This window comes from Saccharopolyspora sp. NPDC000995 (genome assembly GCF_053599315.1).
Genome location: NZ_JBSFLZ010000099.1, coordinates 1 through 20455 on the forward strand (window position 1 = coordinate 1; position 20455 = coordinate 20455).

The 20455-nt window shown below is 69.5% G+C and carries 22 protein-coding genes; 17 read left to right on the forward strand and 5 right to left on the reverse strand.

Annotated elements, in window-relative coordinates; all coding sequences use genetic code 11:
• Nucleotides 1-584 precede the first annotated feature (584 nt).
• On the forward strand, nt 585-860 hold the full coding sequence (locus ACWDKQ_RS26230) for a hypothetical protein (RefSeq protein WP_450141427.1): 276 nt from the start codon (nt 585-587) through the stop codon (nt 858-860).
• Nucleotides 861-1019 (forward strand): fibronectin type III-like domain-contianing protein, encoded by a 159-nt coding sequence (locus tag ACWDKQ_RS26235; RefSeq protein WP_450141428.1) that lies wholly within the window; start codon nt 861-863, stop codon nt 1017-1019.
• Here the strand turns inward: ACWDKQ_RS26235 and ACWDKQ_RS26240 are convergent.
• Complete coding sequence (locus ACWDKQ_RS26240; protein WP_450141429.1) at nt 946-4005, reverse strand: GH116 family glycosyl hydrolase; 3060 nt, start codon at nt 4003-4005, stop codon at nt 946-948. The genes ACWDKQ_RS26235 and ACWDKQ_RS26240 overlap by 74 nt on opposite strands.
• A gap of 253 nt (nt 4006-4258) precedes the next feature.
• On the opposite strand from ACWDKQ_RS26240, the gene ACWDKQ_RS26245 reads away from it, so the two are divergent.
• The gene (locus tag ACWDKQ_RS26245; protein ID WP_450141430.1) at nt 4259-4726 is read left to right on the forward strand and encodes a hypothetical protein; all 468 of its coding nucleotides are present in this window, start codon (nt 4259-4261) and stop codon (nt 4724-4726) included.
• Nucleotides 4727-4801: 75 nt separating this feature from the next.
• Here the strand turns inward: ACWDKQ_RS26245 and ACWDKQ_RS26250 are convergent, their stop codons facing one another.
• Entirely contained in the window at nt 4802-5233 is a 432-nt protein-coding gene (locus ACWDKQ_RS26250) for a hypothetical protein (RefSeq protein WP_450141431.1), read from the reverse strand.
• A gap of 89 nt (nt 5234-5322) precedes the next feature.
• On the opposite strand from ACWDKQ_RS26250, the gene ACWDKQ_RS26255 reads away from it, so the two are divergent.
• Complete coding sequence (locus ACWDKQ_RS26255; RefSeq protein WP_450141432.1) at nt 5323-6327, forward strand: phosphotransferase; 1005 nt, start codon at nt 5323-5325, stop codon at nt 6325-6327.
• Between the two features lie 292 nt (nt 6328-6619).
• Here the strand turns inward: ACWDKQ_RS26255 and ACWDKQ_RS26260 are convergent, their stop codons facing one another.
• Nucleotides 6620-7099 carry an NUDIX domain-containing protein gene (locus ACWDKQ_RS26260; RefSeq protein WP_450141433.1) on the reverse strand — a complete coding sequence of 160 codons (480 nt, stop codon included), beginning with the start codon at nt 7097-7099 and terminating at the stop codon, nt 6620-6622.
• Between the two features lie 107 nt (nt 7100-7206).
• Between ACWDKQ_RS26260 and ACWDKQ_RS26265 the strand changes: the two genes are divergently transcribed.
• Nucleotides 7207-8262, forward strand: coding sequence for a DNA polymerase IV (locus ACWDKQ_RS26265; protein ID WP_450141434.1), 1056 nt, complete (start codon nt 7207-7209; stop codon nt 8260-8262).
• A 110-nt stretch (nt 8263-8372) separates the two neighbouring features.
• Here the strand turns inward: ACWDKQ_RS26265 and ACWDKQ_RS26270 are convergent, their stop codons facing one another.
• On the reverse strand, nt 8373-8999 hold the full coding sequence (locus tag ACWDKQ_RS26270; RefSeq protein ID WP_450141435.1) for a TetR/AcrR family transcriptional regulator: 627 nt from the start codon (nt 8997-8999) through the stop codon (nt 8373-8375).
• Between the two features lie 91 nt (nt 9000-9090).
• Between ACWDKQ_RS26270 and ACWDKQ_RS26275 the strand changes: the two genes are divergently transcribed.
• Genes ACWDKQ_RS26275 through ACWDKQ_RS26285 form a run of 3 tightly spaced genes read left to right on the forward strand, consistent with a single transcriptional unit; the run spans nt 9091 to nt 10977 of the window.
• On the forward strand, nt 9091-9915 hold the full coding sequence (locus ACWDKQ_RS26275; protein ID WP_450141436.1) for an oxygenase MpaB family protein: 825 nt from the start codon (nt 9091-9093) through the stop codon (nt 9913-9915).
• 17 nt (nt 9916-9932) lie between these two features.
• Nucleotides 9933-10085, forward strand: a complete 153-nt coding sequence (locus tag ACWDKQ_RS26280) for a hypothetical protein (RefSeq protein ID WP_450141437.1) — start codon at nt 9933-9935, stop codon at nt 10083-10085.
• 25 nt (nt 10086-10110) lie between these two features.
• Complete coding sequence (locus tag ACWDKQ_RS26285) at nt 10111-10977, forward strand: universal stress protein (RefSeq protein WP_450141438.1); 867 nt, start codon at nt 10111-10113, stop codon at nt 10975-10977.
• Nucleotides 10978-11182: 205 nt separating this feature from the next.
• Here ACWDKQ_RS26285 and mftR read toward each other — a convergent pair whose 3' ends face one another.
• A complete protein-coding gene (gene mftR / locus ACWDKQ_RS26290; RefSeq protein WP_450141439.1) occupies nt 11183-11749 on the reverse strand; it encodes a mycofactocin system transcriptional regulator in 567 nt (188 codons plus the stop codon).
• 154 nt (nt 11750-11903) lie between these two features.
• Between mftR and mftA the strand changes: the two genes are divergently transcribed.
• From mftA to ACWDKQ_RS26335, 9 genes are all read left to right on the forward strand, one after another.
• On the forward strand, nt 11904-12011 hold the full coding sequence (mftA, locus tag ACWDKQ_RS26295; RefSeq protein WP_190816751.1) for a mycofactocin precursor MftA: 108 nt from the start codon (nt 11904-11906) through the stop codon (nt 12009-12011).
• 2 nt (nt 12012-12013) lie between these two features.
• On the forward strand, nt 12014-12286 hold the full coding sequence (gene mftB / locus ACWDKQ_RS26300) for a mycofactocin biosynthesis chaperone MftB (RefSeq protein ID WP_450141440.1): 273 nt from the start codon (nt 12014-12016) through the stop codon (nt 12284-12286).
• Between the two features lie 112 nt (nt 12287-12398).
• Nucleotides 12399-13592 carry a mycofactocin radical SAM maturase gene (gene mftC / locus ACWDKQ_RS26305; protein ID WP_450141441.1) on the forward strand — a complete coding sequence of 398 codons (1194 nt, stop codon included), beginning with the start codon at nt 12399-12401 and terminating at the stop codon, nt 13590-13592.
• Nucleotides 13589-15493: a mycofactocin system FadH/OYE family oxidoreductase 1 gene (locus tag ACWDKQ_RS26310; protein ID WP_450141442.1), complete on the forward strand. Its 1905-nt coding sequence runs from the start codon at nt 13589-13591 to the stop codon at nt 15491-15493. Before mftC ends, ACWDKQ_RS26310 begins: the two co-directional genes overlap by 4 nt.
• Nucleotides 15490-17433: a mycofactocin system FadH/OYE family oxidoreductase 2 gene (locus tag ACWDKQ_RS26315; RefSeq protein WP_450141443.1), complete on the forward strand. Its 1944-nt coding sequence runs from the start codon at nt 15490-15492 to the stop codon at nt 17431-17433. Before ACWDKQ_RS26310 ends, ACWDKQ_RS26315 begins: the two co-directional genes overlap by 4 nt.
• Nucleotides 17430-18365, forward strand: a complete 936-nt coding sequence (locus ACWDKQ_RS26320) for a mycofactocin-associated electron transfer flavoprotein alpha subunit (protein ID WP_450141444.1) — start codon at nt 17430-17432, stop codon at nt 18363-18365. The genes ACWDKQ_RS26315 and ACWDKQ_RS26320 overlap by 4 nt, the downstream gene beginning before the upstream one ends.
• Nucleotides 18358-19662 (forward strand): FAD-dependent oxidoreductase, encoded by a 1305-nt coding sequence (locus ACWDKQ_RS26325; RefSeq protein ID WP_450141445.1) that lies wholly within the window; start codon nt 18358-18360, stop codon nt 19660-19662. Before ACWDKQ_RS26320 ends, ACWDKQ_RS26325 begins: the two co-directional genes overlap by 8 nt.
• Nucleotides 19663-19926: 264 nt before the next feature.
• Complete coding sequence (locus ACWDKQ_RS26330) at nt 19927-20148, forward strand: hypothetical protein (RefSeq protein ID WP_450141446.1); 222 nt, start codon at nt 19927-19929, stop codon at nt 20146-20148.
• Between the two features lie 12 nt (nt 20149-20160).
• A complete protein-coding gene (locus ACWDKQ_RS26335) occupies nt 20161-20454 on the forward strand; it encodes a ferredoxin family protein (RefSeq protein WP_450141447.1) in 294 nt (97 codons plus the stop codon).
• Nucleotide 20455: the final 1 nt, after the last annotated feature.

The window sequence follows — 20455 nt, forward strand, 5'->3', positions numbered from 1 at the left end:
GGGCGTTTTCGGCGGTGATGGCCCGTTCGGTGTTGAGGGTGCCGGGCATACCGGTGTCGGAGGCGAGGAACCCGCAGCCCTTTTTTCAAGTCCTCGAAGTCGATGGCGATGCTCAGGTGCGGACGCTGCCCACCGGCACGCGGTTCGCGGGTGGCGAGTTCGGTGTCCGTGCACGACATCGCCGACCCGGGCACCAGTGGTGCCCGCAACCGGGTCCTGGGTGTTCAACAGCGGTGTCATACCCACATTCTCCCGCATTAGAACGCCTGTTCGCACGTTCTTAATGGTCGCTTGATCAGGTGAAAGAATCTATCCCGACGACGAAACCCAAGCAGCAGAAGCAAAAACACCGGAAGTTCGACACCGCCCCGGTTGCACGTGTGTAGAGGCCGTTTGCGAACTCGTTCCGCGAGCCGGTGAGACGGCGGCCCTGTCAAGACGGCGGCCCTGTCAAGACGGCGGCCCTCGCAATACGCGCGGACCACGCGCATGCCCGTGTCATGGTTTCCGTAAGCAGAACTGCCGGCGGCGGGCGACCCGGCGATATATCCGGGAGTGGGCGCGGACGTGCACTACGAAGGGAAGTGTCCGTCGGCTACTGGCACTACGACGAGGCGGGGATCGAGCCGGCTTCCCCGTTCGGCCACGGCCTGTCCTACACCACGTTCGACTACCAAGACCTGCAGGTCGATGGCGCGACCGTCAGCCTGGCGGTGACCAACACCGGCCATCGTCGGCGAGGCTTCGTGGTCCCGCAGGTCTACCTCGGCCTACCCGCGCCCAGCACGGATGTCCGCCAACCACCCAGGCTGCTCGGGGGATTACGCAAGATCGCCCTGGAACCGGGCGAGTCGGCGTAGGTGTCATTCACCCTGGCCGCACGAGTCCTGTCCTATCGGGACGAGGCATCTGGAGGATGGCGGATCGGCCCCGGCCGCTACGTCGTCATGATCGGGGAATCCTCCCAGGACATCCGTCCGAACCAGGAGACCGGCCGTGAGCCTTTTGGTCTGCTGTAGCAAGTTCGATGTGGAGGCGTTGGCCGGCGTTGATCGTGCAGGTATCGGGGAAGCGGAGAAGGGGGCCTGACTCGGCGGCGCTCGGGTGCACCTCGATGGGTGTGCCATCGAGGGTGGCCCGCAGGACGCGGCTGGTGGTGTCGAGGCGGAGGGTTCGCAGGTTCAGGCGTCCGTGGTGTAGGTCGATCGTGCTGGTGCTCTCCGACTCCGCGCGGGTCTGGCGGTAGGTGCCCCAGCCTTCCGCCGTCGTAAAGGCCGCCGCGAAGTTCTCCGGGCCGATCTTGGGGGAGAAGCCCAAATGGCCGCCGGGGCCGTGGTGTTCGAACCCGAGGGCGCTCAGGTAGGTGCCGAAGCTGGCCATCGAGCGCGCGTAGTGGTCGCTGCATTCGATCTCGTTGTACGGGTTCCGGCGCAGCGGGGCGTAGCGGTCGTGCACGGAGCGGGCGACCGCCAGGCCCTCGTCGACCATGCCTTCGGCGATCAGGTGTGCCGCCACCTGGTACTCGATGCCGTGCCAGGCCTCGTTGAAGTAGCTCACCGACCAGTTGTTGCCGGCCTCGTCGGCGCCGCCGTTCGGCCAGGTGCACATCACCAGCGCGGGGACGTCCGCGTCGTAGAAGATCCGCCCGCCTTCGATCGGGCTGTTCTCCCGGTATTCCATCGGTCGTGGCACGAAGTTGTGCCGCCAGATGCTGCGCAGCGCCGACCGGGTCGGCTCGGGCGGCAGCACGCGGGGCAGCCCGAGCTGAGCGGCCCAGCTCTGGCCGAGCAGCTGGTCGGCGAAGCAGCCGCGGTTGGTGTTGACCGTGCCGGGGTGCGCCGGATCGAGTTCGTGCACGAAGTACTCGCCGTTGAACAGGTCCCGCACGATCACCTCGGTCCCGTTCGCCGCCAGCGCGGCGCAGCGCCGGGCGAACGCGTCGTCGCCGGCCTCGCCGGCCATCGCAGCACCGGCCCGCAGCGCCGCCACGTAGAGTCCGGAAAGCCAGCTGTTGCGGCCGAACCAGGTGGCGTCCTGGGTGTTCGGCTGAGCGCCGTCGAGGATGCCGTCCGGCTCCGCGTCCGAGGCGATCAGGTACTCGACCGCCTGCCGGGTTCGCGGCCAGACCCGCTGCAGCCACTGGGAATCCGGCGACATCTGGTGCTCGCGGTAGATCCGCAGGATCGTCCCGGCCTGCCCGTCGACCGCCGGGCTCCGGTCGGCTTCGCCGCGCATGCTCAGCTGGCCGGTCGCGGCGTGGAACCCGATCCCGAGATCCACGCGTTCCCGGGTGTCCCGCTCCACGGTGGGGAACAGGCGGGCGAGCGCGTGCGCGTAGTGCCAGACGTGCGTGCAGGTTCCGGCGCAGCAGTAGGCGCCTTCCCAGCCGTAGAACCGGCCGTCGGCGAACCGGTAGCAGGTCGACGTCGATAGAATCGTGGTGTTGGTGGCGACCCGCTCCAGCAGCCAGTGCGGCAGCGTCGAGTCCTCGTACCAGGTGCGCTGCCACGCCCGCGTTCCGTCGATCAGGCGTTCTTGCTCGCGAGCCAGGTGCGCGACGATGTCCTGTGCGCTGCCGAACCGGGCCGCGTAGTGCCGCAGCAGCTCCCGGCTGTGCTCGAGGAAGGACAGTCCCTCCCGGTCCGGCACGGGGAAGAACCAGGCCAGCACGAACCGGATCGTCCGCTGCTCACCAGGAGCTAGTGTCACGCCCACCCGGACCACTGCGGCGCTGCGTTCGGCCAGACCGTCTACTGTGGATGAACCGGGGATCGGCTCGAAGACGTCTTCCGGTGAATCCCAGGACACCGCAGCCGGGAGCACTTGCGCCCGGTCGGCGCCGAGCGCGGCGAGGGCGGCGCTGCCATGATCCGGCAGCTCCGGCAGGGCGGGCTGCGCCGGGGCGTGATCGGTGAGCCGGAGCTGGTCGACCCCGACATGCCCCCACGGCCCGGTCTCGCCGTCGATGATCTCGACGACCGCGTCCTTGCCCTGCCACGGCCCCACGTAGAGCGCGCGGTCGGCCAGGTGGTCGCTGAAGGAACCGGTGGCGGTGCCGACGACGTCCCCGTCCACGACGACGTTCAGGCAGCACGTGCCCGGGTAGTTCCCGCCGCTGATGCGGAACCGCAGGTAGTTGCGGTCGATCCGGAACGGCTCGCTGCGCAGCGTCCCGGTCGCGCGGTCCCTGGCGGCCGCGTCGTTGCCTGGCGCGCTCGCGTGCGAATCGACCATCCGCATCCCGAACGCCCCCGCCTCGCCCTGGTAGCCGGGGCGGTCGAGGGTGCGGACCGGGCCGGCGCCAAACGCGTCCCCGGTGGTGGACCAGCCCGAGTAGTCGGGCTTCTCCCAGTCCTCCAGCACGAGGTCTGGGCGCGCCGGATTGTCGGCGGCGCCTTCGACCGCGGTGAACTGCACACCGGTCGCGCCCTCGAGCGCGAACTCCTGGGAGCGCAGGCGGAGCGGGCGGGTGTGCCGGCTGGTCAGGCACACTGGGTTCGCCATGAAACCGGCTATCTCGACGTCCACTGTGGCCGGTCCGGAGTTGGCCGCGGTGTAGTCGAGGAACACCGCCGGGTACGAGCTGTCGTCGATCTCGGTCGGGATGAACGGCGAGCACGCATCGAGCCTGACCCGCACCGGCTCTTCCGGATCGGCGTAGTCGACCTCCGCCGCCGGTGGCCGCCCCGCGAAGGTCACGTCCGGGAAGCCCCGCGCGTCGAGCCAGCGGGTGCGCACGTCGTCGCCGCCCTTGACGCGCACCGCGAAGCCGTGCTCGACCGGGGAGCTCGGCAGCATCGGCCGGGTGAAGTGCAGATCGTTGATGTTGGCCGGGGCGATCCGATTGTCGACGTCCCAGAGCCAGAACCGCCCGTCGCCGCCCAGGTGGAGCTGCCCGCAGCCGATGCCGCCGATCGGCAGCCCAATGTAGTTCAGCTCCTCGCCGCGCAGCCGACTCGGTTCGCCGCGTTCGGAGGGGTCCTCGCGTTCGGTTTCGGCAGACACCGCACACTCCTCCTGCGCTACCGCGCGTGATCGGCGGGCTTCGGGGGGAAACCAGCCAAGTCTAGGAATCCGCGGCATCGCGGAGGCATCACCCGCCGCGTTGATCATCCGGTCGGACGAAGGCGCTTCGCTCGCCGGAGGCCGTTGCTGGCCGTGAGGATGTCCACTATGTGGAAGATGTGTTTCATCATGTGGTCGACCGGGGATTGCAGTGCCGTAGTCCATCCGTGTTAACGAGGAAGGTTTCGGCGCCATGGCTGTCGGCAACGCCCCAGCAAATGATCGGGCCTTCTACGTGCTGTTCTACCTGATGACGGTGTTCTCGCTGTCCTTCGGCACGGCCAAGACAGGGCTGGGCTACGAGCGCTCGCAGCTCCTGGTCATGCTGATGGCCGGCGTGATGTTCTTCGGCCTGACGGTGCCGCTGGCCGGTAGGCTGGCCGACCGCTTTCGGGCGGCCCGCGCTGATCGTCACGACCACCGCGATCATCTTGTTCGGCCGTGCTGCTGGGCCCGTGGATTCGGCGCCGGCTCCGACGTGGCCACGGTCTCGTTCCTGGTCGTCGGGCTCGGGCCGATGGGCGCGGTGCTGAAGGAGCTGTTCCCGACCGCGATGCGCTACACCGGCTCCTCGGTGTCCTACAACGTCGCCAGCCTGCTGGGCGCCTCCGTCGCCGCATACATCGCGACCTGGCTGGCCAGTTCCTACGGGCTGGGCTAGGTCGGCGTCTACCTGGCGGCGATGGGAGTGATCACGCTGATCGCGCTGTTCGCAGCGAAGGAAGGCCGCGAAAAGTCAATCGGCGACTGAGCCCAACCGCGCGAGCAGCTCGTCCAGCAGCGGCAGCGAGGTCGCGTGGTTCGGATGAAGCCCCGTCCGGCCGTCGAGCCGGGCGGGGCGCATCGCGTTCCGGCGTTGACCCGTACCCGAGCCTCGCGCAGCAGCACGTCCGCCGGGTCCGGGCCCAGCTCGTGGACGTCCAGCCAGGCCAGGAAACCGGCCTGGCCGCGGTGCAACCCGACCGTCGGCCACCGGGTAGCCGAAATCGGATCGTTCGACCAGTTCCAGCAGCACGTTCCGGGCAACCGGGCACAGCGGGTAGTCCATCTCGGCTACCCAGGCGGGCAGGACGTCGGGGGCGACCAAGGCCCACTTCTGCGAACGGCGGCACCGCAGTTCGTCGGGGTTCAGGGCGCCGAACTCGGCGTGCAACTCCGCAACGGTCATTTCGACGATTGTGCAGCCATCCGGCTCGCCCAGCCACGATCGGCGAAATTCGTTGGCGCGATCCCGGGTTGTCGTGGTTAGGTCCGGGCATGTCCGACATCGTCGCTGCTGGGCACCTGCGCGCGTGGGTTCGGGAGGACTTCGACATCGATCTCGTGGCGATCGATCCGGTCGGGAACGGCGCCGACGTGGCCGCAGGAGCCTGGCGCGGGACTTCTGCCGAGGGGGAGCGGTACGCGGTCAAGTGGAGCGGTGGCGGCACGACGGCCGGGCTGGCGGTGTCGGCGTGGCTCGCCGAGCGAGGGGTGCCGGGGGTCGTCGGACCGGTGCCGACGCGTGGCTGCGGTTTGTGGAGCGAGCGCGCGGGGCGTCGGTTGTCCTTGGCACCGTGGGCATCCGACGAGGGCGCGTGCAATGGTGGGATGACGGCAGAACACTGGGAGGCCTATGGGGCGATGCTCGCGCAGGTGCACGCCATGTCCGCGGCGGATGCGCCGAAGTCGCTGCCTCGCGAGGAACACACGCATGAGCGTTGGGCATCGGCCGTTCGCGTCCTCCACGGCGAATGCACCACCGGCGAGCTTCCGGCCGATGACCTGGTGCGCACCCTGACCTCGGAGTGGCGCGCCGCGGCGGACCGCATCGCGGCGCTGCTCACGCAGGCCGACGCCCTGGGGCGGAAACTCCGCGCGCAGTACGCGCCCAACGTCGTCTGCCACGGTGATCCGCACCTGGGGAACCTGCTGCTGCGCGGCGCGGACGTGTTCCTGATCGACTGGGACGATGCGGTTCTCGCGCCGCGCGAACGGGACCTCCTGTTCGTGATCGGCGGCGTCCTGCTCCCGTTCGCGCCGGTCAGCCAGGAGGAACAGCAGTGGTTCTTCGCCGGTTACGGGCCGGTGGCCATCGACCCGGACCGCCTGACCTACTACCGGTGCGTTCGGGCTCTGGAGGACCTCGCTGTCCCGGCCGCCCAGGTGCTGGAACTTCGCGAGCCGACGACCGAGCGAGCAAAAGCGCTGTCCATCTTCCGAGGAGTCGTGTCGTCCACCGGGCTCGCCGGTCTCGCACTCGCCTCGGCGCAGGTCGGCTGAACGGCCAATTCAACGGCGATTGCGCGTCGGCCGATCTTCCCGAGAGCTAAACACGTTCTTGCTGGCACGGGCTAGGTCTCCTCCGCTTCGCGCTGGCGTCGACAACGACCTTGTCCCCGACGGACAGCCTTCCCGGCTGCACGACGGCGAACTTGGTGCCGAAGGCGATCACCCACCGGTTGCATCAGCGCGAGCAGGTGTGCTTGCGTTGGGTGCGGAAGGTGCCGTCGAGGCCGACGCGCAAATACCGCATTTGCCTGCCCGACGCCGAAGCCCGTCGGCAACGCAGTTCTCACGGCAGGCGGCCGGAGGCGCGCAGCAGGTCGAGCAGTCGGTCGACGAACTCGGCTTGGGCAGGGTTGAGCTTTTCGCGGGCGGTTCCCGGCTCGCACCACAGGGCGCGGTCGACCTCCGGGAAGCTCTGGCGGCGGCCCGACTTCGGCGGCCACTCCATCTCGAACTCGTTGCTGCGCAGGGCGTTCGCCTCGAAGTCGCCCTCGACGGCCCAGGCCGTCACCAGTTTGCCGTTGCGCTGCTTCACCTCGCCGAGCGGCGAGAGCTCACGGCCGGTCAACCGCATGCCGGTCTCCTCGGCGAACTCGCGGGTGGCCGCGGCCATCGCGTCCTCGTCCGGCTCGTGCTCGCCCTTGGGGATGGACCAGGCCCCGGCGTCCTTCTTCTGCCAGAACGGACCGCCCGGGTGCACGACGAGGACCTGCGGTGATCCGTCCTCGACCTTGAACAGCAGGATGCCGGCGCTTCGTTTGCTCACCCCACCAGTGTCGCGCACCCGGCCGGTACCGCAGCACGGTGTCCGAAGTGGATGGTTGTACCTGGCACGTGGTTCGGGTCTGCCGGCGAGCCGCTCTGGCGGAATTCGTGAAATCCGTCGATGCTGACAGCGTGGAACGGGTCGTGCTGCACGTGGATCTCGATCAGTTCATCGTCGCGGTCGAGTTGCTGCGACATCCCGAGCTGAGGGGACGACCGGTGCTCGTCGGCGGGTCCGGCGACCCGAAGGAGCGCGGCGTGGTGGCCGGGGCGTCCTATGAGGCCCGGAAGTTCGGGGTCCGCTCCGGGACACCGCTGCGCACTGCGGCAGCCCGATGCCCGGAGGCGGTGTTCCTGCCCGCCGACCGCGAGACCTACCTCGCTGCGTCCGCCGACGTGATGGCGGCGCTGCGGGAGGTCGGCGGCATCCTGGAGGTCGCGGGGTGGGACGAGGCGTTCATGCTGGTCGACACCGAGGACGCCGAGTTCACCGCGCGATCGGTGCAGCAGTACGTGCGGGAACGAACCGCCCTGGCGTGCTCGGTGGGCATCGGCGACAACAAGCTCCGCGCCAAACTGGCCTCCGGGTTGGCCAAACCCGCCGGGGTGTTCCGGCTGGACGTGTCCAACTGGGTCGAGGTGATGGCGTCGCGGCCGACGGAGGCGTTGTGGGGTGTCGGGGCGAAGACGGCGAAGAAGCTCGCGGCGCGCGGCATCGCCACCGTCGGCGACCTGGCGCGGACCGCGATGGCCGACCTCGCGGGCGAATTCGGCCCCAACATCGGGCCCTGGCTCGTCGCGCTCGCGCACGGCTACGACTCGACGCCGGTCACCGACGAGCCCTACCAGGCGCGCTCGCACGGCCGTGAGGTCACCTTCCAGAAGGATCTCCGCGACGAAGCCGAGATGCGCTCGGAGATCACCCGCCTGTCGCGCGCCGTCGCCGAAGACCTGGCCGCCGAGGACGCCCTGGCTCGCCGGGTCGTGGTGAAGGTGCGCGATTCTCGCTTCGCCACCCACACCCACGGAGTGTCGCTCCCGGCTCACACCCGCGAAGCCGATGCCATCGAGCGCGCCGCCCAGGCCGCCCTCGGCCGGTTCCCGCTTGACCGCCCGGTCCGCCTGCTCGGCGTTCGCGCCGAGATCGCCCGCGCGGCAAGCTGAAGCGAACGGCCTGTTCGTCTCGCTAGGTGGCGCGCACTGTCCGTTCGCTTCACCCCAGTTGGCGAGGTGGAGCTGGGGTGCTCCCGTCGGGGCGGCCGCTGGAAACGGTGTCAGGTGTTGAATCCTGCGGCGATGGCCAGGAAGATCTCCGTGCAGTGATCGATGAGCCTTGCCTCGTCGAGCTCGAGGGTGCCGTCCAGCCATGCCGTCAGCGTTTGCGCCAGGCCGCCCACGATGAAATGCGTTGTGAGTTCCAGGTGTGGGCTGTCAGTGATGCCGTAGAAGCCCTGCGCTTGCCCGCCCAGCAGCGCGGCGAACAGTCTGGAGGAATCCAGCCGGCGCTGCGCCAGCAGGGGGCTGGCCAGCGAGATCGAGAACAGCAGCCGGCCGCGCCGCGGGTCCCGCGCGATCGTGCGGACGATGTTCTCCAGCCCGGCCCGGACCTTTGCCCGCTCACCCGGTGCTGCCGAGGTGACCGCGTCCAGCGTTGTGGCGGCGAGGTCGTCCACGACGTGGTCGTAGACCGCGGCGGCTAGCGCGTCGCGGTCGGCGAAGCTCTCGTAGAAGTAGCGCGTCGCCAGGCCCGCATGCTGGCAAGCGCCGCGCACCGTCAGTGTTGGGCTGTCGCTCGGCGCGCCCAGCAGGTCGAGCCCGGCCTCGGTGAGCTGCGCGCGGCGTTCGGCCTTGCGCTCATCGCCCTGCACTCCGCCGTAGACCCGCAGTGGAGATGTGCTCATCCGCCCATCTTGACAGATCGGTGACACCACTGTTTTCCTATCTGGAAACGCCCGTGTGCAGAAGTGGCCTCGGCGCGGAGGGTGACGGACTGTGGCGGTTTCGGCGGCGAAGTCCAGGCGGATCGACGATGCGGTGGTCGGCGCGGGCCTGCTGGCCGGCAACGCGAACGTGATCATGCAGCTCGCCCGGCCCGAGGTGGGCTATGGGGTCGTAGAGAGCCGGGTCGACAGCGGCCAGCTGTTCAGGCACCCGGTGAAGCGGACCCGCACGACCCTGGCCTACCTGGTGGTCGCGACGATGGGGACCGAGCGGGAGAAGGAGCTGTTCCGGCGCGGGGTGAGCCGCGCCCATGCGCAGGTTCGCTCGACGGATTCGAGCCCGGTCGCCTACAACGCCTTCGACGCCGACTTGCAGCTGTGGGTCGCTGCCTGCCTGTACAAGGGTTTCGAGGACAATTACCGGATCTTCTCCGGCGAGCCGGATGCCGCGACCGTCGAGGCCTTCTACCGCGAAGGCGCGATGCTGGGCACGACCCTGCAGGTCCCACCCGAGGCGTGGCCGCCGGATCGGGGCGCCTTCGAGCAGTACTGGACCGAGTCGCTGGACCGGATCTCGATCGATGACACCGTGCGCGGGTACCTCTACGACGTGATGGCCTTGGCCTGGTTGCCGCGCCCGGTGACGCTGGTCTTCGGCCGCTTCAACAGGTTCGTCACCACCGGATTCCTCCCGGCGCGCTTCCGGGAGGAGATGCGGCTGTCGTGGACCGATCGGGACCAGCGCCGGTTCGACGCGCTGACATCGGCGCTTGCGGCGGTCGTGCGACGTCTGCCGCCGGTGTTGCGCCGGTTCCCGTTCAACCTCATCCTCTGGGACTCGCGCCGCCGCATCAGGGCCGGCCGCCCGCTGGTCTGACATCGTAGGAAAGTCCGTTGTGGACGATTGGCGACGCCGTGTTCGACCATGTTCGACCACGCGGCGCGGGCCGAAGCCCGTACCAGGTGGGCTGCGACGACCGCTCGCTGGCGGGCCGCTTGAGTTCCGGCGAGCGAGTCGGGGCGGACTGGACCACCCTGGTGCCGTGATCCCGACAGCACCGGGGAGGCGGGCATGAACGGTAGCCCAGTGATCGTGGGCGTCGATGGTTCGGCGGTTGCGCGGAACGCGGCCCGCTGGGCGGCGTGGGAGGCGGCGCGGCGCGGGGTCGATCTCCGGATCGTCTACGCGGACGCGACCGCCCAACGTGTGCTCGGCGAAGCGGACCCGGCGCTCGTCCGCGGCGAGGTCGCGCACTGGCTGGACGCCGCCGCCGAGAGTGCGCGCGAGCAGGCGCCGGAGGTGTCCGTCACAGCCGCCTCCGTGCCAGGCACGGCGGAGAAGGTGCTGATCGCGGAGTCCGCGCGCACCGAGCTCCTGGTGGTGGGTGATCGCGGTTTCGGCGGCTTCACCGGCCTGCTCGCCGGTGCCGTCGCGGTGAAGGTGGCCGCGCATGCGCGCTGCGCGGTGGTGGTCGTGCCGGATGTCGGTGAGCCGCTGCGCTTCCCGGTAACCGGTCCGGTCGTGGCCGGGATGGACGACGCCGCGTCGGCAGAGCCCGTGCTGGAGCACGCCTTCGCGGTGGCCGCCTCCCGGGCCGTGCCGCTGCACGTCGTGCACACCTGGGAAGTGGTCGGGATCGATCTCAAGTGGCTGCGCACCCGGCTGTCGGAGCAGGAGGTCAGCGAGAACGAGCAGCGGTACGTCGGCGAGGTCCTGGCGGGCTGGGGCGAGCGGTTCCCCGACGTCGAGGTGCTGCGGTTCGTCGGCCGCGGATCACCGACCGCGGAGCTGCTCGCCCGCGCGGCGGCTGCGCAGCTCGTCGTGGTGGGCGCGCGCGGCCGCGGCGGCGTTGCCGGTGCCCACCTGGGCTCGACCAGCCACAAGCTGATCCACCACTCGCCCTGCCCGGTCCTGGTAGTCCGCAACGCCGCGCGCTGAAAATCCGCTGCGTCGCAACGAGTTCGAGGGCCGGCAGGCTCCGGGATCGCCCCGTGACCGCGTCCCGGGATTTCCATGCTCGGGAAGCCATACGCGACCTTGAACGCCACTCGACGAGGAGTGCGATTTGACCTCGACGTCTCCGGTTTCAAGGAGGTCGACCGCGTCGTGCTGGCGTTCATCCCCGGCTGCGGGCGGCCGGAGGTCACTGGGCGTCCGGCCGCCCGAATGCTGCGGCCAGTTCGCGCATCGCGGTGTCGAGCAGTTCGGTGAGTTCGGAATCGGTTCTGCCGAGCCACTGTTCGTAGGCGGCGATGGCGACGCCGAGCGTGGCGTAGGCGATGGCCTGCGGCGTGAGGGCGTTCTCGGGCTGGCCGAGGCGTTCGCCGACGAATTCGGCGATGACCTGCCGCCACGCCTGGAACCGCAGCGTCGAGTGGGCCTGCAAGGCGGGCACCCCGAGGATGAGCCGCATCCGGCGGCGGTGCGCCGGAACCTGCTCCGGGGTGACCCGGTTGAACTCGACCAGGCAGTGGCGGATCGCGTCCATCAGCGGGGTTTCCGGCGGCGCAGCACGGAAGTCCGCGCGCATCCGGTCCAGTTCACCGTCGAAGTCGCCCCAGGGCACGTCGTTCTTCGACGCGAAGTAGTGGAAGAACGTCCGCCGCGCGATGCCCGCCGCGCGGGCGATGTCGGCGACGGTGGTGTTCTCGAAGCCCTGTTCGTCGAAGAGCTCGAAGGCGACCTGCTCCAGTTCGGCGGCGGTGGTCACCTTCCGTCGACCACCGGGGTGCTGGTCTGTGCCAATGGCGTTGTGCCCCAAAGGATGCATCTCCAGGTCTTCCAAAATGCACTCGGTGCAAATATGGTAGCCGAAGTGGCCAGGTCGGCCGACCCGGTTCGGCCCTCTCGACGAGGAGCATCGCATGGCTGACGAACAGCACGAAATGGGCACTGCCGCCGCGGAACCGGCGGTCGAAGAGGACCTGCTGGTCGAAGAGGTCTCGATCGACGGGATGTGCGGGGTCTACTAGCGGTGGCCCGTGCAGCGGAATTCGATTCGAGTCGCGGTTACCGGCTGAACCCGCAGGTCGCGTTGCGCCCCGAGCCTTTCGGGGCGCTCGCGTACCACTTCGGCAACCGCAAGCTGTCGTTGCTGAAGGTTCCCGAGCTGGTGGACCTGGTGCGCGGGCTCGTCGAGCACGCCAGCGTCGAGGACGCCCTGCTGGAAGTCCCGGCGCAGCGCCGAGCGCAGTTCCGGCGGGCGCTGTCCTCGCTGGCGGCCACGGACATGATCCGGCCCCGATGATCGGTGGCGATTTCCCGCGAAACCGCCACCGCCCCTGCCTCGGAAGCATCGATTCCGCGCGAAATTGCGAGTCCGCACCTGACCCGAGCCGTCCGAACCAGTGGAGTCGAAGATGACTGCTGTGCAACCGGCGCCCGTGCCGTCGCTGGTGGAGCAGTTCAAGGGCGGGCTGGCCGCCCCGATCTGCTTGACCTGGGAGTGGACCTACGCCTGCAACCTGGCTTGTGCGCACTGCCTTTCATCGTCCGGGCGACGGGATCCGCGCGAGCTGAGCACGGCCGAGATGAAGGCCGTGATCGACGAGTTGCAGCGGATGCAGGTCTTCTACGTCAACGTCGGCGGCGGTGAGCCGACGGTGCGCCCGGACTTCTGGGAACTGCTGGACTATGCCATCGAGCACCAGGTGGGCGTGAAGTTCTCCACCAATGGGCTGCGCATCGATGCCGAGCGCGCCCGGCAGCTCGCGGCCACCGATTACGTGGACGTGCAAATATCCCTGGACGGCGCGACGCGCGAAGTGAACGACGCCGTGCGCGGTCCAGGGTCGTTCGACATGGCGATGCGCGCGCTGGAGAACCTGTCGGCGGCGGGCATGCGGGACTTCAAGATCTCGGTGGTCATGACCCGGAAGAACGTGTCGCAACTGAACGATTTCAAGGCCACCGCGGATCGGTTCGGCGCGCAGCTGCGGATCACCCGGTTGCGCCCGTCGGGGCGCGGCGCGGACGTGTGGGACGAGCTGCATCCGACTGACGCGCAGCAGCGCGAGATCTACGCGTGGTTGGTCGAGCATGGCGACCACGTGCTCACCGGGGACTCGTTCTTCCACTTGAACGCCCTGGGGTCGACTCCGCTGCCGGGGTTGAACCTGTGCGGTGCCGGTCGGGTGGTGTGCCTGATCGACCCGGTGGGTGATGTGTACGCGTGCCCGTTCGCGATCCACGACGCATTCAAGGCCGGAAACGTGCGAGATGTCGGCGGATTCGCCCGGGTGTGGCGGGAATCTGAGCTGTTCACCGAGCTGCGGCAGCCGCAGTCCGGCGGTGCGTGCCAGTCGTGCTCGGAGTTCGACGCGTGCCAGGGCGGCTGCATGGCGGCCAAGTTCTTCACCGGCTTGCCGCTGGACGGCCCCGATCCGGAGTGCGTGAAGGGGCACGGACGGACCGCACTGTCCGTTGTGGACCGTTCGGGGTTGCCGAAGGCGTCGCAGGACCATTCCCGGTCGTCGCGGCGGCGGGTCGGGCTGGGCATGCCATCGGTGCCGACCAAGCCGTGCGACTCCAGCCCGCTGGCGAGCCAGTCGTGAGCCTGACCGACGGTGTCCGGCTGGGCGCGGTGCCGGCGCCGTCGCGGGTGCTGTTCGGGCCGCACGAGACGAACCTGGGCCGTGGCCGCGGCATTTCCGACCGGCACGTGGCCTACTACGCGGCGCGGGCGGCCGGCGGTGCAGGCGTGATCGTCACCGAGACCGCCAGCGTGCACGCCTCCGACTGGCCCTACGAGCGCGCACCGCTCGCCGCGGAGTGCGGCCAGGGTTGGGCCGCTGTCGCCGAGGCCTGCCGGCCGCACGGCGCGGTGGTGCTCGCCGGCCTCGGGCACTCCGGCTCGCAGGGAGCTTCGGCGTTCTCGCAGAGCGCGCTGTGGGCGCCGTCGCGGGTGCCGGACGTGGCCAGCCGCGAGATGCCGATGGAGATGGAGCAGGGCCAGATCGACGAGCTCGTCGCGGGTTTCGCCGCCGCGGCGGAATCGGCCGTGCAGGCCGGGTTGGACGGCGTCGAGATCGAGGCGGGCCAGTTCTCGCTGCTCCGCCAGTTCCTGTCCGGGCTGACCAACCAGCGCGGCGATGCCTACGGTGAGGACAAAACACGGCTGTTGAGCGATGTGCTGACTGCCGTTCGCCGCGCGGTCGGTGACCGCGTGGTGGGGTTGAGGCTGTCTTGTGACGAACTCGCGCCCTGGGCGGGAATCACCCCGGAGCAGGCCGCCAGGATTGTCGAGGCCGTGTTGGACTGGATCGACTACCTCGTGGTGGTGCGCGGATCCGCGATGGGAACCTCGGCGACGCGGCCCGATCTGCACACCGAGCCGGGCTTCAACATCGACCTGTGCCGCCAGATCCGCGAGGCCGTGGGCGGACGGGCGTTGGTGGTGCTGCAGGGCAGCGTCGTCGAGCACGAGCAGGCGCAGCAAGCGCTGGACGGTGGTGTCGCGGATCTGGTCGAGATGACCCGGGCGCAGATCGCCGACCCGCGGCTGGTCGAGCTGGTCCGCGCCGGGCACGCGGACCGGGTCCGTCCCTGCGTGTTGTGCAACCAGAAGTGCCGCGTCCGGGACAACCGCAACCCCATGGTCTCGTGCATCGGCGAGCCCTTCAGCGGGCACGAGGGCGAAAACGGGAGCGTGGCCGGGCCGCCGCGGAACGTGCTGGTCGTCGGCGGCGGGCCTGCCGGGTTGGAAGCAGCGAGGGTGCTGGCCGAGGGCGGGCATGCCGTCGAGATCGTCGAGCGCTCCGATCGGCTCGGCGGCACGGCGTCGCTGGCGGCGGAGGTCGGCGGGCGCGGTCGGCTGCGCGCGATCGTGGACTGGCTGGTGGCGGAGGTGCGCCGGCTCGGCGTGCGCGTCACGCTCGGCACCGAGATCACCGAAGCCGACCTGGACACCGACCGGGAAGTGCTTGTCGCCAGCGGATCGGTCCCCGGACCCCGCGCGTACGAAGTCCTCGGCGGCACGGTCGTCGACGTCGTGGCCCTGCTCGGAGGCTGTCCCCCGGCGGCTGGTCCGGTGGTCGTGTTCGATCCGGTCGGGGACGCGGTCGGGGTAGGAGCCGCCGAGCTGCTGGCCGGGCAGGGGTGGGAGACGGCGATCGTCACGCAGGACCAGGTCGTGGGCACGCAACTGGCCCTGACCGGCGATCTGGCCGATGCCAACGGGCGGTTGCAACGCGCTGGGGTCCGGCTGGAGAAGCGCTCGCTGCTGCGGGAAGTCCATCCCGATCATGTGGTCCTGGAGGACACCTTCACCGCCGAGCGCAGAACCCTGCCGTGCGCGACAATGATCCACTGTGGACATCGGCGGCCGAACCCGAAGCTGGCGAAGTGGCCGCGGGCCGGAGACTGCGTGGCGCCCAGGACCATCCACGAGGCGATCCTGGAAGGACGCCGTGCCGCGCGCGACATCGCCGCGCTGACCGGGGGCGGGCCGAGATGAGCCGCTACCTGTTCTCGCCGCTGCGGATCGGCCCGGTGACCGTGCGCAACCGCATCGTGTTCTCGGCGCACCTGACGAACTACGCCGAAGACGGCTTGCCCAGCGAGCAGCACGCCGCCTACTACGCGGCGCGCGCCGCCGGTGGCGCCGGTCTGGTGATTACCGAGGAACATTCGACGCACCCGACGGATTGGCCGTACGAGAAGCTGATCCACGGCTTCCACCGGTCGGCAGTGCCCGGCTACCGCCGGATCACCGAAGCGGTACACGCCCACGGCGTCCCGATCTTCGCCCAGCTCAACCACAACGGCGGCCAGGCGTCCTCGATGTACTCCAGGCTGCCGGTGTGGGCCCCGTCCGCCGTGCCGGATCCGATGTTCCGCGAGGTGCCCAAGGCGATCGACGCCCGCGAGATCGCCGAGGTCGTGGCCGGGTACGGCACCGTTGCCGGGCACTGCGCGGAGGGCGGATTCGACGGCGTCGAGCTGCAGTGCTCGCACTCGTCGATCGTGCGCGGTTTCCTCTCCCCGGCGACGAACGAGCGCACCGACGCCTACGGCGCAACGCTGGTCAACCGCGCACGACTCCTGCTGGAGATCATCGACGCGGTGCGCGAGGCGCTCGGTCCCGACCGGGCGTTGGGCGTGCGGCTGTGCGGCGACGAGCTGATCGAGGGCGGGATCACCATCGACGAGGCGGTCGAGGTCGCGCGCATGGTGGAGGCCACCGGTAAGGTCGACTACATCAACACCTCCATCGGCGTGGCCACTTCGACGCTCTACATGATCGAGGCATCGATGGCGATCCCGCCGGGCTACGCGCTGTTCATCTCCAACGCCGTCCGCCGCGCCGTGCGGCTGCCCGTGGTGGGCGTGGGGCGGATCAAGGACCCGCTGCAGGCCGAGCGCGCGCTCGAAGAGGGCCACTGCGACCTGATCGGTGTCGTGCGCGGTCAGATCGCGGACCCGGACTTCGCGGCCAAGGCCCGCTCCGGTAACGCCAGCGACATCCGGACGTGCTTGTCCTGCAACCAGGAATGCGTCGGGCGGATGGGCCTGAACCGCTGGCTCGGCTGCATCGAGAACCCGCGGACCGGCAAGGAATCCGTGGCGTTGCCGATACCCCGGGCGCGCAAGCGGGTGCTCGTCGTCGGGGGCGGACCGGCGGGCCTGCAAGCCGCGTCGACCGCGGCCGAGCGGGGCCACCACGTGACGCTGTTCGAACGGGAACAGGCGACCGGCGGGCAGGTCGCCGTCGCAGCGACGGTCCCTAGCCGCGCCGAATTCCTCGACGTGGTACGGAACCTGCGCGCGGAATGCGAGCGCTTTGGCGTGGACGTCAAGACCGGTGTCGCGGCGACGGCGGAGATGCTTCGCGACGAGCACCCGGACGTGGTCGTGCTCGCGACCGGGGCCCGGCCGCAGCCGGTGCACTGGGCCGGCGGCCTCGACCGGATCGTCGACGTCCGCGATGTCCTGGAAGGTCGCGCAACCCCGGCGGGCGACGTGCTGCTCGTCGACGACCTGGGGTTCCACCAGGCGGCCTCGGTCGCCGAGCTGCTGGCCGACCGCGGGTGCCGGGTCCAGATCTCCACGCCGGGCATGGTGGTCTGCCAAGACCTCGGCGTGACCCTGGACATGGAGACCTTCAACGTCCGCGCACATGCGAAAGGCATCGAGCAGCGCACCGACGAGGTCGTGATGTCGGCATCGGCCGAATCGGACGGCGTCGTGCTGCAAATCCTCAAGCACACCACAGAGAAGATGACCGAGGCCCGCTTCGACTGGGTCGTGTGCGCGGCGCACCAAACCCCGGACGACGCCCTGTGGCACGAGTTGAAAGAAGCCCCTTTCCCGGTGCACAGGGCCGGCGACTGCATCACGCCGCGCCGCGCGCACGCCGCAGTCATCGAAGGACATCGAGTGGCGGTGGGCCTGTGAACGGACTGCCGGAGATGCTCGCGGTCGTGATCGTCCGCGACGCAACTCTGCCTGACGGTGCCGACGAAACGGCGGCTGAATGCGACGGCGCGGTCCTCGTGGCCGGAACCGGAACACCGGAGGCGGCTAGCGCTTTCACGGCTGCGCAGCGCATTTGGACCGCCGAGGTGCCGAGGATCGCGCCCGGCGCGCTGGCCGCAGCGCTGGCGCCGCTGCTCGAAGCGGTCGACGTCGTGGTGCTACCGGCCTCGCCGGACGGCCGCGACATCGCCGCCCGCCTTGCCTTCCAGAGCGAACGACCGCTGTTCGCCGGCGCGACCCGGTGCGCCCCGAAGCACATCGATCTGTCCAGGCTGGACGATTCGCTGGAAGTCCGGGTCGCCCTCGACGAACCGGCCGTGGTCACCCTCATCCCGGGCGTGCGCGGCACGCCGCGGCCGGTGGCGGCCCCGGAACCAGTCGAGCTGGCCGTCACCCTTCCGGACGTGCTCGACGCCGAGGTCGTCGAAATCCTCCAACCGGATCCCGAAACCGTCGAACTTGCCGAAGCCAAGCGGATCCTCGGCGGCGGAGCCGGGCTGCTGCGGCCGGGCGAGGACGGCACGGCGGTGATGCGCACCCTGACCGAGGTGGCCGCCGCGCTAGGAGCCTCCACCGGCGCGACCCGGGTGATCACCGACGCGGGCTGGGCCGGGCACGATCGCCAGATCGGCACCACCGGCGTCGTCGTCGCCCCCGACCTCTACGTCGCCTTCGGCGTCTCCGGAGCGACGCAGCACGTCGGCGGCCTGGGCCGGCCGGCGCACGTGGTCAGCGTGAACACCGACCCGTCGTGCCCGATGACCGCGATGGCCGACCTGGGCATCGTCGCCGACGCGCCCGAAGTCCTGCGCGAACTGGCGCGCCGACTGAACGGAGCCGCCGATGGCTGAACAGTCCAGTGCGGACGCCGTGGTGGTCGGGGCGGGCCCGGCCGGTTCGGCCGCGGCGTTGGAGCTGGCCCGGGCGGGGCACAGCGTGATCCTCCTGGAACGCGGCCCCTTCCCCGGCGAGAAGAACGTCTACGGCGGTGTCGTCTACGGCCGGGTGCTCGACGAAGTCCTGCCCGGCTGGTGGGAAGACGTGCCGGTCCAGCGGTGGGTCACTCGTCGCAGCACCATGATGATGACCCCCGCCCAAGCCCTCACCGTCGACCTCCGCACGCAGGAATGGGGGAGCGCCCCGTACAACGGCATGACGACCTACCGCGCGGATTTCGACGCATGGCTGGCAGGCAAAGCAGTGGACGCCGGTGCGCAGCTGGTGACCTCCACCGTCGCCACCGAGCTGCTGCGCGACGCCTCCGGACGCGTGGTCGGCGTCCGCACCGACCGCCCCGACGGCGACATCCGGGCGCAACTCGTCGTCGCCTGCGACGGCGTCAACTCGTTCCTGGCCAAGCAAGCCGGGCTGCTCCCGCAAACGGACCCCGAACACCAAACCCTCGGGGTGAAGGAAACCCTTTCCCTACCGAGAACAACGATTGAAGAACGCTTCGGGCTAAACGGAGACGACGGCGCGGACTTCGAAATCGTCGGCTGCACCGGAGAAATCCCCGGCGGCGGCTTCCTCTACACCAACCGCGAAACCATCAGCGTTGGCGTGGTGCTGTCGCTCACCGGGCTGGCCAAATCCGGCCGACGCCCCGAGGAAGTCCTCGCGGACCTCAAAGCCCACCCGGCGATCGCACCCTACTTGCGCGGCGCGGAGCTGAAGGAGTACTCCGCACACCTGATCCCGGAGGGCGGCTACCGCAGCATGCCGCCGCTCACCGCGGACGGCCTGCTGGTCGCCGGGGACGCGGCCGCGATGTGCCTGGCGGCGGGAATCTGGCTGGAGGGCGTCAACTTCGCGATCGGCTCCGGCCTGGCCGCAGGCCGCACCGCCGCTGAAGCCATCGCCGCGGGCGACCCCACCCGGCTGGCTGGCTACCGCAAGCGGCTGGAGGACAACTTCGTGCTGACCGACCACAAAAACCTGCAGGGCGCCCCGAACCTGGTCCTCTCCGACCGGGTCCAACGGCAATACCCGCGGCTGCTGTGCGACTTCGCCCAGGAGGTCTTCACGGTCCGCAACCCGAAACCAAAACCCGGGCTCGGCAAGCTGTTCCGAAAAACCGCCGCCCGGCACGGTGTCCGGCTGCGGCAACTCGCCGCCGACGCCTGGGCCGGCTTCCGGGTCTTCGGCTGAATGAGAGGCGACCTGGTGCATGTTTCTTGTTGGCTGTCGACTATGGTCGGCAACGATGGTTGGGACGTATCCCACCGGCGGATTCGCGCGGACGGCAGGTCGCTCGGCTGGCACTGCGCACCGGCAGGATCAAAAAGGATGCGCCACCGTTTGGTCTGGTCCTGCCGGACGTTGGTACTTCACCGATGCCGACGGGTGGAAGGTTGTGCAGCCGAGTTTCGCCGAAACGGGACGCAAGACCGCCGGTTGCGGCCGGATGGTCTGGTGAAGGTCATCAGGGTCGCGTACTCGCAGAAACGCAACGCTGGCAAGTACGCGCAGATGGCGGAGCTGGCTCTCCGGTTGGAGCGCGCCCGCGGCGAGGTGCGGCAGCGCTACGGTTTGATCAACATGGGCCTTTCCGATCGCAAGATCCGTGACCAGGATTCCAGCCTGCGAGCGGACAGCGAAGCATCCAACTGGCGATCAACTCTGATCAATAAGTAGGAAGCAGTGAACATGCGCCAGTACCCCGAAGTGTCGTTCGATGACCGGATGGGCACCATCGACTTCCAGGTAGGCGACCGCCCGCACATCACCGTGGACGCCGAGATCTGCCGGGCCTGCACCACGAAGGAATGCGTCAACGCCTGCCCGGCGAAGCTGTTCGTGCTCACCGGTGACGGCGGGATCCTGTTCAACTACGAGCAGTGCTTCGAATGCGGCACCTGCTACCAGATCTGCAACAAGGCCGGCGCCATCACCTGGACCTACCCGGATGGCGGACACGGCGTCGTATTCCGGAGGGGCTGAC

Coding starts and splice junctions, on each gene's coding strand:
- mftA (WP_190816751.1), top strand. CDS start 11,904: ATGGCTGACGAACAGCACGAAATGGGCACTGCCGCCGCGGAACCGGCG.
- ACWDKQ_RS26255 (WP_450141432.1), top strand. CDS start 5,323: ATGTCCGACATCGTCGCTGCTGGGCACCTGCGCGCGTGGGTTCGGGAG.
- ACWDKQ_RS26335 (WP_450141447.1), top strand. CDS start 20,161: ATGCGCCAGTACCCCGAAGTGTCGTTCGATGACCGGATGGGCACCATC.
- ACWDKQ_RS26315 (WP_450141443.1), top strand. CDS start 15,490: ATGAGCCGCTACCTGTTCTCGCCGCTGCGGATCGGCCCGGTGACCGTG.
- ACWDKQ_RS26285 (WP_450141438.1), top strand. CDS start 10,111: ATGAACGGTAGCCCAGTGATCGTGGGCGTCGATGGTTCGGCGGTTGCG.
- ACWDKQ_RS26270 (WP_450141435.1), bottom strand. CDS start 8,999: ATGAGCACATCTCCACTGCGGGTCTACGGCGGAGTGCAGGGCGATGAG.
- ACWDKQ_RS26245 (WP_450141430.1), top strand. CDS start 4,259: ATGGCTGTCGGCAACGCCCCAGCAAATGATCGGGCCTTCTACGTGCTG.
- mftC (WP_450141441.1), top strand. CDS start 12,399: ATGACTGCTGTGCAACCGGCGCCCGTGCCGTCGCTGGTGGAGCAGTTC.
- ACWDKQ_RS26250 (WP_450141431.1), bottom strand. CDS start 5,233: ATGACCGTTGCGGAGTTGCACGCCGAGTTCGGCGCCCTGAACCCCGAC.
- ACWDKQ_RS26325 (WP_450141445.1), top strand. CDS start 18,358: ATGGCTGAACAGTCCAGTGCGGACGCCGTGGTGGTCGGGGCGGGCCCG.